The following is a 15531-nucleotide window of genomic DNA, read 5'->3' as shown; positions in this document are numbered from 1 at the left end:
CCGCCCGTCCGCCCGGCAGCCCGCCCGTCCGGCAACCGGCCCGCGCGTCAGTCGCAGCCGCAGCCGCCGCCCGTGGCGACCGGCACAGGAGCCGGGGCGCCCACCTTCGGCAGGCCCAGGAGGACCCCCGCCGGCTTGGCCTGCTCGGCGGCGTTGCGCTTCTCCCAGGCGTCGCCCGCGCGCGTGCGGCGGACGTCGAGGACCGGGCCCTCGGCGAGGAGGTGGTGCGGGGCGGCGTAGGTGACCTCGACAGTGACCACGTCGCCGGGGCGCACCTCCTGGTCCGGCTTGGTGAAGTGGACCAGGCGGTTGTCGGGGGCGCGGCCGGAGAGGCGGTGGGTGGCGCCGTCCTTGCGGCCCTCGCCCTCGGCGACCATCAGCTCCAGGGTGCGGCCGACCTGCTTCTTGTTCTCGTCCCAGGAGATCTCCTCCTGGAGGGCGACGAGGCGCTCGTACCGCGCCTGGACGACCTCCTTCGGGATCTGGCCGTCCATGGTGGCGGCCGGGGTGCCGGGGCGCTTGGAGTACTGGAAGGTGAACGCCTGCGCGAAGCGGGCCTCGCGGACGACGTGCAGGGTCTGCTCGAAGTCCTCCTCGGTCTCGCCGGGGAAGCCCACGATGATGTCGGTGGTGATCGCGGCGTGCGGGATGGCGGCGCGCACCTTCTCGATGATGCCGAGGTAGCGCTCCTGCCGGTAGGAGCGGCGCATCGCCTTCAGGACCGTGTCCGATCCGGACTGCAGGGGCATGTGGAGCTGCGGCATGACGTTCGGCGTCTCGGCCATCGCGGCGATGACGTCGTCGGTGAAGTCGCGCGGGTGGGGCGAGGTGAAGCGGACCCGCTCCAGGCCCTCGATCCGCCCGCAGGCCCGCAGCAGCTTGCTGAACGCCTCGCGGTCGCCGATGTCGGAGCCGTACGCGTTGACGTTCTGGCCGAGCAGGGTGATCTCGCTGACGCCCTCGCCCACCAGGGCCTCGACCTCGGCGAGGATGTCGCCGGGCCGGCGGTCCTTCTCCTTGCCGCGCAGGGCGGGGACGATGCAGAAGGTGCAGGTGTTGTTGCAGCCGACGGAGATGGACACCCAGGCCGCGTAGGCGCTCTCCCGCCGGGTCGGCAGGGTGGAGGGGAACGCCTCCAGCGACTCGGCGATCTCGACCTGCGCCTCCTCCTGGACGCGGGCGCGCTCCAGGAGGACGGGCAGCTTGCCGATGTTGTGCGTGCCGAAGACGACGTCCACCCAGGGCGCCTTCTTCACGATGGTGTCGCGGTCCTTCTGGGCCAGGCAGCCGCCGACCGCGATCTGCATGCCGGGGCGCCGGGCCTTCTTCGGGGCGAGGTGGCCGAGGTTGCCGTACAGCCGGTTGTCGGCGTTCTCCCGGACGGCGCAGGTGTTGAAGACGACGACGTCGGCCTCGCCGTCGGCCCCTTCGGGGGCGCGGACGTAACCGGCGTCCTCCAGCAGCCCGGCCAGTCGTTCGGAGTCGTGGACGTTCATCTGGCACCCGTAGGTGCGGATCTCGTAGCTTCGGGTAACGCCCACTTCGTCCACCGCTCCGGCCCGGTCACTGCTGCTGGTCATGGTTCAAGAGTAAGGGCGCGCCGCCGGGCCCCGGTCCGGAGGCGGCCGTCACAGCATGGCCCCGCCCGTCGCGTCGACCACCTGCCCGGTCACCCAGCGCGCGTCGTCGGAGGCGAGGAACGCGACCACGTCGGCGACGTCCTGCGGTCGCCCCACCCGGCCGAGGGCGGACAGCTCGGCCGCCGACCTCTGCGCCGCCTCGTTCCCGCGGAGCCAGGACGCGTTCATGTCGGTGTCGACGATGCCGGGCGCGACCGCGTTGACCGTGATGCCGCGGGGTCCCAGCGCCTTGGCGAGGGTGCGGGTGAACGTGTCGACGGCCCCCTTGGTCATGGCGTAGGCGATGATGTCGGTGAGCGCGACCCGGGTCGCCCCGGAGGAGACGTTGACGATCCGGCCGCCGTCGCGCAGCCGCTTGAGCCCCTGCTGCACGAGGAAGAACGGCGCGCGCATGTTGACCGCGACGACCTCGTCGAACATCTCCGGGGTGGTCTGCTCGATCTCGCCGCGCGGTGAGATGCCCGCGTTGTTGACCAGGATGTCGAGGCCGGCGCCGTCGGCGTGTTCCAGGACCTCGCGGTCGTAGCCCTCCCACAGGGTTTCCACGTCGCCGGGGACGCCCAGCCGCGCCTGCAGCGCGAACGCCGCGCCGCCCCGCGCGCGGACGGCGGCGACCGTCTCCTCGGCGGCCGCCGCGTCGCGCCCGTAGTGCACGGCCACCAGCGCCCCCTCCTGTCCGAGCCGCTCGGCGACGGCCCTCCCGATTCCCCGGGCGCCGCCCGTGACCAGTGCCTTCTTGCCCGACAACGTACCCATGACGTCCCTCCCGAACAGACCCGAACAGGGGCTGCCGAATTCATAGTGATCACTACACAAACAGCGGTCACCACACAAACACGTCCCGCGCCCCGAATTCAATAGCGATCGTTGTAAAATTCGGCCGTGACGACGACGAGGCGCGGCCGCCCGCGGAGCTTCGACCGGGACACCGCCCTGGCCCGGGCGACGCTGCTGTTCTGGCGGCACGGCTACGAGGGCACGTCCATCGCGGACCTGACCGCGGCCATGGGCATCTCGCCGCCGAGCCTCTACGCCGCCTTCGGCGACAAGCGCACGCTCTTCGCGGAGGTCGTCGACCACTACGGCGACACGTTCGGCGCGTTCCTGCGCCGGGCGCTCGACGCGGCGGACGATCCGCGCTCGGGCTTCGCCCGCATGCTCCGGGAGGCGGCCGTCTCCTACACCGACCCGCGGCACCCCGGGGGCTGCCTGGTGATCAGCGCGGCGGCCACCTGCTCCCCGCAGAGCGCCGACGTCGAAACGGACCTGCGCAAGCGCCGGGAGGCGAACGTCGCCCTCCTCCGGCAGCGCCTCGACCAGGCCGTGGACGGCGGCTCGCTGCCACCGGGCACGGACACCCGCGCCCTGGCCGTGTACTTCGCCGCCGTGATGCAGGGCATGTCGCAGCAGGCCCGCGACGGCGCGAGCACCGAGGAGCTGCTCCGGGTGGCGGAGCACGCCATGACGGCGTGGCCCGCGACCTCGGCCTAGGCGCACTCGTCTCTCGGCCCGGGCAGACTCGCCGCCCTGGTCAGCACCGTGCGCCGGCTGGCAGGATCGCGCCCATGTCCAAGGTCTTCCGTTCTCCCGTCACGGGCCGGGCCCTGCGGGTCGCGGCGGCCGGGGTCGTCGTTCTCGGGCTGCTGCTGTGGTGGCTGCTGCCGCTGGGCGAGAAGCCGCCGAGCGGGACGATCACCTTCAGCACCGGCACCCCGCGCGGCGTCTACCAGAAGTACGGCGTCCTGCTGCGCGCCGAGCTGGCCAAGGACATGCCGGAGCTGGAGGTGCGGCTGAAGAACAGCGACGGCTCGCAGGAGAACGTGGCCCGGGTGGCGACCGGCGAGGCCGACTTCACCATCGCCGCGGCCGACGCGGTGGAGACGTACGCGATGGACAACGGGCCCGGCGCCGGGGATCTGCGCGGGGTCGCCCGCCTCTACGACGACTACGTGCACATCGTCGTCCCGCGCGACTCGGACATCCAGTCCGTCGCCGATCTGCGCGGCAAACGGGTCGCCATAGGGCCGACCCACTCGGGCGTGCGGCTGATCGCCACGCGGGTGCTCAGGACCGAGGACATCGACGCGCGGCGCGACATCACCCCGCTGTCCGACGGCATCGACACCGGGCCGGGCCGGCTGAAGCGGGGCGAGATCGACGCCTTCTTCTGGTCCGGGGGGCTGCCGACGGACGGTCTGTCGGAGCTGGCCGGGGCGTTCGACTTCCGGTTCGTGCCGATCGACGCCGAGTTCGTGGCCCGGCTGCACGGCCAGGGCGGCGGCGCCCACTACTACCGGGCCACCAACATGCCGGAGTCGGCCTACGAGACCGGGCAGACCGGCACGGTGCCCACGATGGCGGTGTCCAACGTGCTCATCACCCGCGCGGACGTGGACCCGGAGCTGACCGAGTGGCTGACCCGGACCGTGATCAAGAGCCGGGACGGCATCGGCGACACCGTGCACTCCGCCCAGCTCGTCGATCTGCGCACGGCGATCTACACCGACCCGCTCCCGCTGCACGCCGGCGCCCGGCGCTACTACCGCTCGGTCAAGCCGTAGGGCTGTTCCTCGGCACCCGCACCGTCACCTTCAGCCCGTGCGGCTCGTGGTGCTCGTAGCGGATGGAGCCGCCGGCCGCCGCGAGCAGGGCGCGGGTGATGGACAGGCCGAGGCCCGATCCCTTGACGTTCTGGTGGCGTCCGCTGCGCCAGAAGCGGTCGCCGATCCGGCCCAGCTCCTCGTCGGTCAGACCGGGGCCCCGGTCGGCGACCACGACGGTCGAGGTGTCGCCGTTGGACGCCACGGTCACCTCGACCCGCTCGCCCGCGGGCGTGAACTTCACCGCGTTGTCGATCACCGCGTCCAGTGCGCTGGACAGCGTGACGGGGTCGGCCCAGGCGGTGGTGGGCGGGCAGGCGCCGACCAGCGTCACGCCCTTGGCCTCGGCGGTGGGCGCCCAGGCGGCGACCCGCTCGGCGGCCAGCGCGCCGATGTCGGTGAGCCGGAGGTCCGCCTCGGCGTGCTCGGCCAGCGCCAGGTCGAGCAGGTCGTCCAGCACCCGCGCCAGCCGCTTGCCCTCGGCCTGCACGGAGGCGATCTCCTGGTTGCCCTCGGGCAGCTCCATCGCGAGCAGCTCGATGCGCAGCAGCAGCGCGGCGAGCGGGTTGCGCAGCTGGTGCGAGGCGTCGGCGACGAAGGCGCGCTGCTGCTCCAGGACGTCCTCGACGTTGTCCGCCATCTCGTTGAACGACCGGGCGAGCCGTCGCAGTTCCGGCGGCCCGCCGGCCACGGCGACCCGCGACTTGAGCCGGCCGGTGGCGATGTCGTGCGTGGTGGCGTCCAGCACCCGCACCGGCCGCAGCACCCAGCCGGTCAGCCGCAGCGCGGCGCCGACGGCCAGCAGCATCGCGGCCGTCTCGCCCGCGGCGATCACCAGCCAGCCCTGGAGGATCCGCGACCGCATCGGCCCGGTGGGCGAGTCGGTGACCACCACGGCCACCACGTCGCCGTCGCGGATGACCGGCGAGGCCACCACCAGTCGGCCCCGCTGCCATGGCCACACCTGCTCGGGATCGTCACTGCGACGGCTGAGCAGCGCCTCGTCGAAAGCCTCGCGCACCTCGCCCGTCTGAGGGAGGAACCAGTGCTGCGGCGCATGGGCCATGGGGGACTTGTCGGCGTAGAAGACGCCCGCCCGAATGCCGTAGACGTCGTAGTAGTCCTGCAGTTCCCGGCTGAGCGTCACCTGGCGCGGATCGGGCGCGGTCTGCCGCGAGCCGCCGGCCGGGGCGGTGACGAACTGGGCGAGGGCCGCGAAGAACGCCGTGTCGTCGATCCGGTCGACGACCACCTTCTGCTGCTGGGCGGCGGCCACGCTGACCGCGAGGGGGATGCCGAGCGCCAGCAGCACGGCCGCCATCAGGACGATGAGCAGCGGCAGAAGACGTGTGCGCACCCTGCCCCGCTACGCGCCGGGGGCGACGAGCCGGTAGCCCACGCCGCGTACGGTCTCGATGAGCGCCGGCATCCGCAGCTTGGCGCGCAGGGACGCCACGTGCACCTCCAGGGTGCGGCCGGTCCCCTCCCAGCTGGTGCGCCACACCTCGCTGATGATCTGCTCCCGGCGGAAGACGACGCCGGGCCGCTGCGCGAGCAGGGCGAGCAGGTCGAACTCCTTGCGGGTCAGCTGGACGGCCGTACCGTCCACGCTCACCTGGCGGGTGGGCAGGTCGATGCGCACGGGACCGAGGCACAGCGCTCCGTCGCCCGCGCCGGCGGCCTCCTCCGGGACGCTGCGCCGGCTGACGGCGTGGATGCGGGCGAGCAGTTCACCGGTGTCGTACGGCTTGACCACGTAGTCGTCGGCCCCGAGGTTGAGGCCGTGGATGCGGGAGCGCACGTCGGACCGCGCGGTGACCATGATCACCGGGGTGCTGGTGCGCTTGCGGATCTTGCCGCACACCTCGTAGCCGTCCTGGTCGGGAAGGCCCAGGTCGAGCAGGACGACGCCGAAGCCGGCGCCCTCCGGGACGAGCGCCTGGAGGGCCTCCTCGCCGCTGCGGGCGTGGGTGACCTCGAACCCGTGCCGCACCAGGATCGCCGACAGCGCGGCGGCCACGTGGTTGTCGTCCTCGACGAGGAGCAGTCTCATCCCGGCCCCCTTCGCTTCACCGGCCGTACGGTTCCCTCGGGTAGAAGTCGTGCACGCGCGCGTGCACCAGGGCAGTCACGCCGATGGAGGGGGACGGCGTCAAGGACATTCCGGTTGCGAGCGCCTCGAAGTTACTCGGCCGATACTCCCACCGGTCACCCCTGCTACGACAGGTGTCCGATTGCTATCGGATCGTGATGCTCAGATTCCCCTCAGATGTAATGACGCAGGTCGCGTAGGGTTATTACTGTCCTCCGAAACCGCGAGGAGGACGGAGTCCGATAGCGATGACCGAAGTATCGGTGGCCAAGCAAGACTCGGCCGCGACCGGCGAACTGGTCGTCCTGAAGAACGTCAACAAGCACTTCGGCGCGTTGCACGTGCTGCAGGACATCGATCTCACGATCGCCCGCGGCGAGGTCGTCGTGGTCATCGGGCCCTCCGGGTCCGGCAAGTCCACCTTGTGCCGCACGATCAACCGCCTGGAGACGATCGACTCCGGGTCCATCACGATCGACGGCAAGCCGCTGCCCGCCGAGGGCAAGGCGCTGGCCCGGCTGCGCGCCGACGTGGGCATGGTGTTCCAGTCCTTCAACCTCTTCGCGCACAAGACCGTGCTCGAGAACGTGATGCTCGGCCAGGTCAAGGTCCGCAGGGCCGACAAGAAGCAGGCCGAGGAGAAGGCGCGCGCCCTGCTCGACCGGGTCGGCGTGGCCTCGCAGGCCGACAAGTACCCCGCTCAGCTCTCCGGCGGACAGCAGCAGCGCGTCGCCATCGCCCGGGCTCTGGCCATGGACCCGAAGGTCATGCTCTTCGACGAGCCGACCTCCGCCCTGGACCCGGAGATGATCAACGAGGTCCTGGAGGTCATGCAGCAGCTCGCCCGCGACGGCATGACCATGATCGTCGTCACCCATGAGATGGGCTTCGCCCGCTCGGCCGCCAACCGGGTGGTGTTCATGGCTGACGGCCGCATCGTCGAGGAGGCTGTGCCGGACCAGTTCTTCAGCAATCCGCGCAGCGACCGAGCCAAGGACTTCCTGTCGAAGATCCTGCACCACTGACCGCGCCCGCCGCTCCCCCGCGGCGGTACCGCGTCACCCGCACTGGACGGCCCGCGTCCCCTTTCACCACGCAAAGGATGTTCACCATGAAGCTCCGCAAGGTCACCGCCGCGGCGGCCGCCGCGCTGGTTCTGTCCCTCACCGCGACCGCCTGTGGCGGCGACGACGGCGACAGCGAGGAGACCGGCTCGGGTTCCGGCGGCGGCGACAAGATCAAGATCGGCATCAAGTACGACCAGCCCGGTCTCGGCCTGAAGGAGCCCGACGGTTCCTTCTCCGGCTTCGACGTGGACGTGGCCACCTACGTGGCCAAGGAGCTGGGCTACGAGGCCGACCAGATCGAGTGGGTCGAGACCAAGAGCGCCGACCGTGAGAACGCGCTGGCCCGCGGCGACGTGAAGTTCATCGCGGCCACCTACTCGATCAACGACGAGCGCAAGCAGAAGGTCGACTTCGCCGGCCCGTACCTGCTGGCCCACCAGGACCTGCTGGTCAAGGCGGACTCGGACATCGCCAAGGGCACGGACCTCAACGGCAAGAAGCTCTGCTCGGTCACCGGCTCGACCTCCGCGCAGAACGTCAAGGACACCATCGCCCCCGAGGCCCAGCTGAAGCAGGTCGGCACCTACTCGGAGTGCATCGCCGGCCTCCAGAGCGGCGCCGTCGACGCGGTGACCACCGACGACTCGATCCTCGCGGGCTTCGCGGCGCAGGAGCAGTACAAGGGCCAGTTCAAGCTCGCCGGTCTGAAGCTGAGCAACGAGAACTACGGCATCGGCGTCAAGAAGGGCGACACCGAGACCGTCAACAAGATCAACGACGCGCTGGAGAAGATGGTCGGCGACGGCGCCTGGGACACGGCGGTCAAGGACAACTTCGGCCCGGCCAACTACAAGAACGAGCCGGCCCCGAAGATCGGCGAGATCGTCAAGTAACGCCGGGAACTCCACGACCGCCCAGTCGCGCGGAGTTCCACCGGCGCGCCGCCGCCCTGCGCAGTGCCCGGCGGCGGCGCGCCGCGTCCGCCAGGTACGCCACAGACCCCGGAAGCGCGGGAGACCGTGTTCGACTTTCTTTCTGAATATGACAATCCAACCCTGCTGGGTGCCTTCTGGGTGACGGTGCAGCTCACCGTGTTCTCGGCCGTCGGCTCCCTCGTCTGGGGCACTCTGCTGGCCGCCATGCGGGTCAGCCCGGTTCCGCTGATGCGCGGCTTCGGCACGGCCTATGTGAACCTCGTCCGCAACATCCCGCTGACGGTGGTCATCGTCTTCACCTCGCTCGGTCTCGCCGACATCTTCGGCATGACCATGGGCGCGCCGGACGACTTCGAGGTCCAGGGCTTCCGCCTCGCGGTGCTCGGCCTGGTCGCCTACACCGCCGCCTTCGTCTGCGAGGCGGTGCGCTCCGGCATCAACACGGTGCCCGTCGGACAGGCCGAGGCCGCCCGCGCCATCGGACTGAGCTTCAGCCAGGTGCTGTGGTACGTCGTGCTGCCGCAGGCGTTCCGCTCGGTGATCGGCCCGCTGGCCAACGTCCTGATCGCGCTGACCAAGAACACCACGGTGGCGGCGGCGATCGGCGTCGGCGAGGCGGCCCTGCTGATGAAGGAAATGATCGAGAACGAGGCGCAGACGGTGCTCATCGGCGCGATCTTCGCGTTCGGCTTCGTGGTACTGACCCTGCCCACCGGCCTGTTCCTCGGCTGGCTGAGCAAGCGACTGGCGGTGAAGCGGTGACCTCCGTTCTCTACGACGCCCCCGGCCCCAAGGCCAAGCGGCGCAATGTGCTCTTCTCGGTGGTCTTCTTCGTCCTGCTCGCCGCGCTGCTGTGGTGGATCTGGCAGGTCATGGACGACAAGGGCCAGCTCAAGTGGGCCCTGTGGAAGCCGTTCACCGAGTCCCAGGCATGGACGACCTATCTGCTGCCCGGCCTGGGCGACACCCTGAAGGCCGCGGCGCTCGCGATGCTCATCGCCCTGCCGCTGGGCGCCGTCCTCGGCATCTCACGCCTGTCCGACCACAGCTGGGTGCGGATCCCGGCCGGCGCGGTGGTGGAGTTCTTCCGGGCCATCCCGGTGCTGCTGCTGATGCTGTTCGCGAACGAGTTCTACGCCCGTTCCACGGACGTCTCCAGCGAGGACCGGCCGCTGTACGCGGTCGTCACCGGCCTCGTGCTCTACAACGCCTCGGTGCTCGCCGAGATCGTCCGGGCCGGCATCCTCTCGCTGCCCAAGGGCCAGACGGAGGCCGCCCAGGCGATCGGCCTGCGCAAGAGCCAGGTCATGCGCAGCATCCTGCTGCCGCAGGCGGTCACGGCGATGCTCCCGGCGATCGTCAGCCAGCTGGTCGTGATCGTGAAGGACACCGCCCTGGGCGGCGTGATGCTCGGCTTCACCGAGCTGCTGAACGCCCGCGGCACCCTCGCGGCCAACTACGCCAACGTCATCCCGAGCTTCATCGTGGTGGCCGTGATCTACATCGTCCTCAACTTCCTCCTCACCAGCTTCGCGAGCTGGCTGGAGGGCAGGCTGCGGCGCAGCAAGCGGAGCACGGGCGCGGTGCTCGGCGCCGAGGACGTGGACGACCTGAACGCCGCCGAGATCGGTGGGGCGCACGGGACCGGAGCGGCCGGAAAGACCTGATGGTCCTTCAATAACCTGCGGTGACACGGGGGGCAGTGGCATGATCGCCACTGCCCCCCGTCACTTGACGCAAGCACTGGCAATAGGTTGCATACGTTCTGTGATCGTGCACCCTGCTCCAACCTCCTGTTCACTCACGCCCCTCGGGGCGCCGCCGCGAACGGGGAGTGCCACGCCGTGGACCCGGTGATCATCGTCGGAGCGGGGCCCGTCGGGCTCACGCTCGCCCTGGCGCTCGCACGGCAGGACGTGCCGTCCGTGGTCCTCGACGAGGGGCCGGGCACGGACGAACCCCGACTCGCGCGCACGGTCGTCCTGCGCGACGACACCGCCGCCCTCGTGGAACGGCTGACGGGAGTGCCGCTCGTCGAGGCCGGGGCCGCGATGCGTTGGGCCGGATGGCGGTCCGTGCGGCGCAAGCAGGTGATGCGGGAGATCGGGTTCGGGGAGAGCGAGGGGGTCGAGGGCGCGGAGGGGGCCGGGGCCGGTGGATACGGGTCTGGCGGGGCCGGATCCGGTGGGTCCGCGTCCGGTTCCGGCGGGGTCGGTTTCGGTGGGGCCGAGGGGTACGGCGAGTACGGCGCAGGCGGCTTCGTCGGGCGCGGCGACGAGGCGCGGGCCGGTGCGGCCGGCCGGGGCGCCTCAAACCCGGCGGCCTCGTCCGGCGCCCCGGGTTCCGGGACCGGTGAGCCCGCCCTCACCGCCCCCGTGCACCTCGCCCAGCACGTTCTGACCGGCGCCCTGCGCGCCGCCCTCGCCCGGGAACCGCTCGCCGAGATCGCCGTCGACAGCCGCCTCGACGCGATCGAGCAGGAACGCTCCGGCGTCGCCGCCCGCACCCGCGGCCCCCGGGGCACCTGGTGGCGCGGCAGCTACCTGGTCGGCTGCGACGGCCCCCGCTCCACCGTCCGCAAGCTCCAGGACATCCGCTTCCCCGGCCGTACGGCGGTGGAGCGGCACGCCGTCGCCGCGCTGCGCACCGAGCTTCCCTGGCCCGGCCGCGCCCTGCTGCACCGGATGCCGCCGTGGCGCACGTCCGGCCCCTCGGCCGGCGAGATCGCCGCGCGCCCCCTGCCCGACGGCGTGTGGCGGCTGGACTGGCTGCTGCCGCCCGGCAAGGACCTGGTCACGCCCGAACTGCTCGTCACCCGCATCCGGGAGACCCTCACCGGCTGGACCCAGGACCCGACGCCGTCCTACGAACTCCTCGACACGGGCGTGCACACCGTCCACCACCGGCTGGCCCGCCGCTGGCGCGCCGGCCGGGTCTTCGTCGCCGGGGACGCGGCCCATCTGCTCGGCGCGCTCGGCACCCACGGGCTGGACGAAGGGCTCAGGGACGCCGACAACCTCGCCTGGAAGCTGGCGCTGGCCTGGCACCACGGCCCGCACGAGGCGCTCCTCGACAGCTACCAGTCCGAGCGGCGCGCCGTCGTCGCCGCCCGGCTGCGCGCCGCCGACCAGGCGTTGCCGCTGGTGCGCGGGGGCGGCGGGCTGCGGTCCTACGTGCCGGGAACGGCCCGCGGCCACGACGCGCTGCTGACGGACGGTCACTTGGGGCGCGGGCCGCTGGGCGCGCCGGGGGTGTACGCCGGCTCGCCGATCGCGCCGCCGCGCCTGGAGGCGGAGGCGTCCGTCGACACCGCGCCGGGAGCGCCGGTGACGGATGTGCGGGTCACGGCGGAGGACGGGTCGTTCGTACGGCTGCGGGACCGGCTGGGGCGCGGGGCGCTGCTGGTGCTGCTGATCGCGCCGGGGACGGGCGTGTGGGAGCGCAAGCACTGGGTGACCGCGGGGATCATGCCCCGGCTGGCCGCCGCGGTGACCGCGCTGCCGCACCCGGCGGAACTGCTCGTCGCCGAGAGCTATCCGGGCGCGGCCCCGCACACCGTCCTGCTGATCCGGCCCGACGGCCACCTGGTCACGGCACTGAACGGGGTCCGTCCCGCCGACCTGTACGCGGCGGCGGAGGCCACCCTCGGAGGGCGCGCGCAGGACGCGGAAGAGGCCGTTTCGTCGGCGTCCTCCTAGGACCGGGAGGCCCCCCGGGGACCGAGAGGACGGAGTCCTCTCGGTCCTCGTCTTACGTCCTTGAGCGCCTCTCGTCGGCCTCGTCCCACCCGCTCGTCGGCCTCACCCGGCCCGCTCGTCGGCCGCCTGGGGCCCGTCCCAGCGGTGCTCCGCGGCCGCGTGGTGTACTCCCGATCGTGATCGACACCGATGTGCGCCTGTGGCGGAGGGTCCACGTGGACCTCGTCCGCTATGCGGGCTGCGTGTGTCGTCCGCCCTGCTGATCTCGCATCCCTTTCTCCGTGCCCGCGCCGGCCGAACTCCTCGCCGTGCGCCGCACTTTCGCGAACGCTCACCAGGACGGTGCACATGTCTGTCTCCTCCCACGCCCCTTCGCCCGCCTCCTCCGCCGTCGCCGACGCCGACATCGGGTCCACTGGGGTCGCCGGGTCCACCGGGTCCGTCGACAGGGCCCCGACTCAGGCCGACCTCCTGGAGTTCGTCCGGCGCACCGCGGCCGACGCCGCGCTGATCGACTCCCTCCCGCTGGACCCCGAGGGCCGTACGTGGGTGCGTCTCGACGGGCCCGGCGGCAGTGAGGCCTGGCTGATCGGCTGGCCTCCCGGTTCCGGCACCGGCTGGCACGATCACGCCGACTCGGTGGGCGCCTTCCTCACCGCGCGCGGCGAGCTGCGGGAGTACTCGCTCGCCGCCCGGCTGCCCACCGACGGCTGGAAGACCCTGGAACTGACCGACGGCGTGGACCGGGAACGCCGGCTGCCGGCCGGGCAGGGCCGCGCCTTCGGCCGTCACCACGTCCACGAGGTGCTCAACGAGTCCGCCGTGCACGCGATCTCCGTGCACGCCTACTACCCGCCGCTGCCCCGCATCCGCCGCTTCAGCCGTACGGGGCAGGTGCTGCGGCTGGAGCAGGTCGAGCGCCCGGAGGACTGGCAGTGAGCGCCACGGCCGAAGGCCCGGTCGGCATCGACGAGTTGCTGGAGCGGGTTCGGCGGGGATACCGACGGGTCGAGCCGCCGGAGGCGTACGACGCCGCGCGCGCCGGCGAGGCCGTACTGGTCGACATCCGGTACGCCGCCCTGCGCGAGCGGGACGGCCTCGTCCCGGGGGCCCTCGTCGTCGAGCGCAACGAACTGGAGTGGCGGCTCGATCCGCTCGGCAGCCACCGGCTCCCCGAGGCGACCGGTCACGGGCTGCGCGTCGTGGTCCTGTGCAACGAGGGGTACGCCTCCAGCCTGGCGGCGGAGTCCCTGCACCGGCTGGGGCTGCACCGGGCCACCGATGTGGTGGGCGGCTTCCAGGCGTGGCGTGCGGCAGGGCTGCCGGTGGTGGCGCCCGCGCCGGGCAGCCGGTGATCCGGACGGCCGCCCGTCGCTAGAACCCGTCGTACCCCTCGTCCAGGGACTCCGTCTCCTCCCCCTCCGCGTCGAGGGCCTGCCGGACCACTCTCAGCGCCAGGCCCTCGGGGTATCCCTTGCGGGCGAGCATGCCCGCGAGGCGGCGCAGCCGCTTGTCGCGGTCCAGGCCCCGTGTGGAGCGCAGCTTGCGGGCGACCAGTTCGCGCGCGGTCGCCTCCTCCTGCTCGGAGTCGAGCCGGGAGACGGCCTCGTCGATCAGCGTGGAGTCGACGCCCTTGGTGCGCAGCTCCTGGGCGAGCGCCCGCCGCGCCAGCCCTCGGCCGTGATGCCGGGACTCCACCCACGCGTCCGCGAACGCGCTGTCGTTGATCAGGCCGACCTCCTCGAACCGCGACAGCACCTGCTCGGCCACGTCGTCCGGGATCTCCCGCTTGCGCAGGGCGTCTGCGAGCTGTTTGCGGGTGCGCGGGGTCCCGGTGAGCAGGCGCAGGCAGATCGCCCGTGCCCGCTCCACCGGGTCCCCCGGGGACTCCCCCTTCTCGGCCCTCGACGAGGAGGAGGCGCCCCCGTCCTGTGCGGACGGTTCTCCGAAGCCGCGCCGGCGCCGCCCACGTCCACCCCGTGGGCGGTCGTCACCGGCGTACGGGCTCGTGTCCGTCCGGTCGTGCCCGCCCCGATCCGGATCCTGATCGTGATCCGGGTTCCCGCCGAAGCCCCCCGTGCACACGCCCCCCGGGCCCGGCTCCCGTGGGGTGCCGGGGTACGCGTACTCGGCCCAGTCGGTTCGCCGTGTCACGGATCAGCTCTTGGCGACCGCGGCCTTGGTCCTGGCCGTCTTCGCCGCAGCCGGAGCGGGCACCGCCTTGGCGGTGTCGTCCGCGGCGGTGGCGACCGTGGCGTCCGGACCCGGCTCGGCGGCCGGCTCCTGCGGCCGCACTCCGACGCCCAGCTTCTCCTTGATCTTCTTCTCGATCTCGTTGGCCAGGTCGGGGTTGTCCTTGAGGAAGTTGCGCGCGTTCTCCTTGCCCTGGCCGAGCTGGTCGCCCTCGTACGTGTACCAGGCGCCGGCCTTGCGGACGAAGCCGTGCTCCACGCCCATGTCGATCAGGCCGCCCTCGCGGCTGATCCCGTGGCCGTACAGGATGTCGAACTCGGCCTGCTTGAAGGGCGGTGCGACCTTGTTCTTGACGACCTTGCAGCGGGTGCGGTTGCCGACCGCCTCCGTGCCGTCCTTCAGGGTCTCGATGCGGCGGATGTCGATGCGCACCGAGGCGTAGAACTTCAGCGCGCGGCCACCGGTCGTGGTCTCCGGCGAGCCGAACATCACGCCGATCTTCTCGCGGAGCTGGTTGATGAAGATGGCGGTGGTCTTGGACTGGTTGAGCGCGCTGGTGATCTTCCGCAGGGCCTGGCTCATCAGACGGGCCTGCAGACCCACGTGGCTGTCGCCCATCTCGCCCTCGATCTCCGCGCGCGGCACGAGGGCGGCGACGGAGTCGATGACGATGAGGTCGAGGGCGCCGGAGCGGACCAGCATGTCCACGATCTCCAGGGCCTGCTCGCCGTTGTCCGGCTGGGACAGGATCAGGTTGTCGATGTCGACGCCGAGCTTCTTGGCGTACTCGGGGTCGAGGGCGTGCTCGGCGTCCACGAAGGCGACCTGTCCGCCGGCCTTCTGGGCGTTCGCCACCGCGTGCAGGGTCAGGGTCGTCTTACCGGAGGACTCCGGTCCGTAGATCTCCACGACACGGCCACGCGGCAGGCCGCCCACGCCGAGGGCCACGTCCAGCGCGGTCGACCCGGTGGGGATGACCTCGATGGGCTCGTTGGTCCGGTCGCCCATGCGCATGACCGCGCCCTTGCCGAATTGTCGTTCAATCTGTGCGAGCGCGGCGTCGAGCGCCTTCTCGCGGTCGGTACCTGCCATGGGTTCCACCCGGTTTGCTTGAGTCGATCGCTTCACGTCAAAGACGCTAACGCCTGCCACTGACAATGCGCCCCGACGCCGGTCCGGCCTGTGGATAACTCGGGCACTTCACCATCAAACGCTGTGGAAAACCCCGTCGTAGGCCACGCCGGAGCCTCCATGAGAATGGATGTTCGATTTTTGAGTCAAGCGCACCACGCGGCACCTCCGAGAC

At 71.7% G+C, this 15531-nt stretch carries 16 protein-coding genes; 10 read left to right on the top strand and 6 right to left on the bottom strand.

Annotated features, from left to right (window positions below; all coding sequences use genetic code 11):
• Window positions 1–47: 47 nt before the first annotated feature.
• Entirely contained in the window at window positions 48–1580 is a 1533-nt protein-coding gene (gene miaB / locus ACZ6KF_RS04245; protein WP_356637026.1) for a tRNA (N6-isopentenyl adenosine(37)-C2)-methylthiotransferase MiaB, read from the bottom strand.
• 48 nt (window positions 1581–1628) lie between these two features.
• Window positions 1629–2396 (bottom strand): SDR family oxidoreductase, encoded by a 768-nt coding sequence (locus ACZ6KF_RS04240; RefSeq protein ID WP_469237215.1) that lies wholly within the window; start codon window positions 2394–2396, stop codon window positions 1629–1631.
• A 126-nt stretch (window positions 2397–2522) separates the two neighbouring features.
• On the opposite strand from ACZ6KF_RS04240, the gene ACZ6KF_RS04235 reads away from it, so the two are divergent.
• Window positions 2523–3131, top strand: coding sequence for a TetR/AcrR family transcriptional regulator (locus ACZ6KF_RS04235; RefSeq protein WP_356637030.1), 609 nt, complete (start codon window positions 2523–2525; stop codon window positions 3129–3131).
• Window positions 3132–3205: 74 nt separating this feature from the next.
• The gene (locus ACZ6KF_RS04230) at window positions 3206–4201 is read left to right on the top strand and encodes a TAXI family TRAP transporter solute-binding subunit (protein ID WP_356637032.1); all 996 of its coding nucleotides are present in this window, start codon (window positions 3206–3208) and stop codon (window positions 4199–4201) included.
• Here the strand turns inward: ACZ6KF_RS04230 and ACZ6KF_RS04225 are convergent.
• A complete protein-coding gene (locus ACZ6KF_RS04225) occupies window positions 4191–5597 on the bottom strand; it encodes a sensor histidine kinase (protein ID WP_356637034.1) in 1407 nt (468 codons plus the stop codon). The two genes, ACZ6KF_RS04230 and ACZ6KF_RS04225, sit on opposite strands and share 11 nt — an antisense overlap.
• A 9-nt stretch (window positions 5598–5606) precedes the next feature.
• Window positions 5607–6293 carry a response regulator transcription factor gene (locus tag ACZ6KF_RS04220; RefSeq protein ID WP_356637036.1) on the bottom strand — a complete coding sequence of 229 codons (687 nt, stop codon included), beginning with the start codon at window positions 6291–6293 and terminating at the stop codon, window positions 5607–5609.
• A 287-nt stretch (window positions 6294–6580) separates the two neighbouring features.
• Between ACZ6KF_RS04220 and ACZ6KF_RS04215 the strand changes: the two genes are divergently transcribed.
• The 8 genes from ACZ6KF_RS04215 (at window position 6581) to ACZ6KF_RS04180 (ending at window position 13387) form a co-directional block, all read left to right on the top strand.
• Window positions 6581–7357 carry an amino acid ABC transporter ATP-binding protein gene (locus tag ACZ6KF_RS04215; protein WP_356637038.1) on the top strand — a complete coding sequence of 259 codons (777 nt, stop codon included), beginning with the start codon at window positions 6581–6583 and terminating at the stop codon, window positions 7355–7357.
• Window positions 7358–7443: 86 nt separating this feature from the next.
• On the top strand, window positions 7444–8292 hold the full coding sequence (locus ACZ6KF_RS04210) for a glutamate ABC transporter substrate-binding protein (protein ID WP_356637040.1): 849 nt from the start codon (window positions 7444–7446) through the stop codon (window positions 8290–8292).
• 126 nt (window positions 8293–8418) lie between these two features.
• On the top strand, window positions 8419–9096 hold the full coding sequence (locus tag ACZ6KF_RS04205; RefSeq protein WP_356637043.1) for an amino acid ABC transporter permease: 678 nt from the start codon (window positions 8419–8421) through the stop codon (window positions 9094–9096).
• Complete coding sequence (locus ACZ6KF_RS04200; protein ID WP_356637045.1) at window positions 9093–10001, top strand: amino acid ABC transporter permease; 909 nt, start codon at window positions 9093–9095, stop codon at window positions 9999–10001. The genes ACZ6KF_RS04205 and ACZ6KF_RS04200 overlap by 4 nt, the downstream gene beginning before the upstream one ends.
• Window positions 10002–10178: 177 nt before the next feature.
• On the top strand, window positions 10179–12032 hold the full coding sequence (locus tag ACZ6KF_RS04195) for an FAD-dependent monooxygenase (protein WP_469237212.1): 1854 nt from the start codon (window positions 10179–10181) through the stop codon (window positions 12030–12032).
• Between the two features lie 176 nt (window positions 12033–12208).
• Window positions 12209–12295 (top strand): putative leader peptide, encoded by an 87-nt coding sequence (locus ACZ6KF_RS04190; protein ID WP_469237579.1) that lies wholly within the window; start codon window positions 12209–12211, stop codon window positions 12293–12295.
• Between the two features lie 85 nt (window positions 12296–12380).
• Entirely contained in the window at window positions 12381–12971 is a 591-nt protein-coding gene (locus ACZ6KF_RS04185; protein ID WP_356636807.1) for a cupin domain-containing protein, read from the top strand.
• Window positions 12968–13387, top strand: a complete 420-nt coding sequence (locus ACZ6KF_RS04180) for a rhodanese-like domain-containing protein (RefSeq protein ID WP_356636809.1) — start codon at window positions 12968–12970, stop codon at window positions 13385–13387. The genes ACZ6KF_RS04185 and ACZ6KF_RS04180 overlap by 4 nt, the downstream gene beginning before the upstream one ends.
• A 19-nt stretch (window positions 13388–13406) precedes the next feature.
• Here the strand turns inward: ACZ6KF_RS04180 and recX are convergent, their stop codons facing one another.
• Window positions 13407–14186, bottom strand: a complete 780-nt coding sequence (gene recX / locus ACZ6KF_RS04175) for a recombination regulator RecX (protein ID WP_356636811.1) — start codon at window positions 14184–14186, stop codon at window positions 13407–13409.
• A 3-nt stretch (window positions 14187–14189) separates the two neighbouring features.
• Window positions 14190–15317 (bottom strand): recombinase RecA, encoded by a 1128-nt coding sequence (gene recA, locus ACZ6KF_RS04170; RefSeq protein ID WP_356636813.1) that lies wholly within the window; start codon window positions 15315–15317, stop codon window positions 14190–14192.
• Between the last annotated feature and the right edge of the window lie 214 nt (window positions 15318–15531).

It is taken from the genome of Streptomyces sp. NPDC046379 (genome assembly GCF_055587785.1).
This window is presented reverse-complemented; position numbering and strand designations above follow the sequence as displayed.

What these genes read in the sequence shown, in the direction of transcription:
- miaB (WP_356637026.1), bottom strand. Translation starts at nt 1,580, where the DNA reads ATGACCAGCAGCAGTGACCGGGCCGGAGCGGTGGACGAAGTGGGCGTT.
- ACZ6KF_RS04240 (WP_469237215.1), bottom strand. Translation starts at nt 2,396, where the DNA reads ATGGGTACGTTGTCGGGCAAGAAGGCACTGGTCACGGGCGGCGCCCGG.
- ACZ6KF_RS04230 (WP_356637032.1), top strand. Translation starts at nt 3,206, where the DNA reads ATGTCCAAGGTCTTCCGTTCTCCCGTCACGGGCCGGGCCCTGCGGGTC.
- ACZ6KF_RS04220 (WP_356637036.1), bottom strand. Translation starts at nt 6,293, where the DNA reads ATGAGACTGCTCCTCGTCGAGGACGACAACCACGTGGCCGCCGCGCTG.
- ACZ6KF_RS04215 (WP_356637038.1), top strand. Translation starts at nt 6,581, where the DNA reads ATGACCGAAGTATCGGTGGCCAAGCAAGACTCGGCCGCGACCGGCGAA.
- ACZ6KF_RS04210 (WP_356637040.1), top strand. Translation starts at nt 7,444, where the DNA reads ATGAAGCTCCGCAAGGTCACCGCCGCGGCGGCCGCCGCGCTGGTTCTG.
- ACZ6KF_RS04185 (WP_356636807.1), top strand. Translation starts at nt 12,381, where the DNA reads ATGTCTGTCTCCTCCCACGCCCCTTCGCCCGCCTCCTCCGCCGTCGCC.
- recA (WP_356636813.1), bottom strand. Translation starts at nt 15,317, where the DNA reads ATGGCAGGTACCGACCGCGAGAAGGCGCTCGACGCCGCGCTCGCACAG.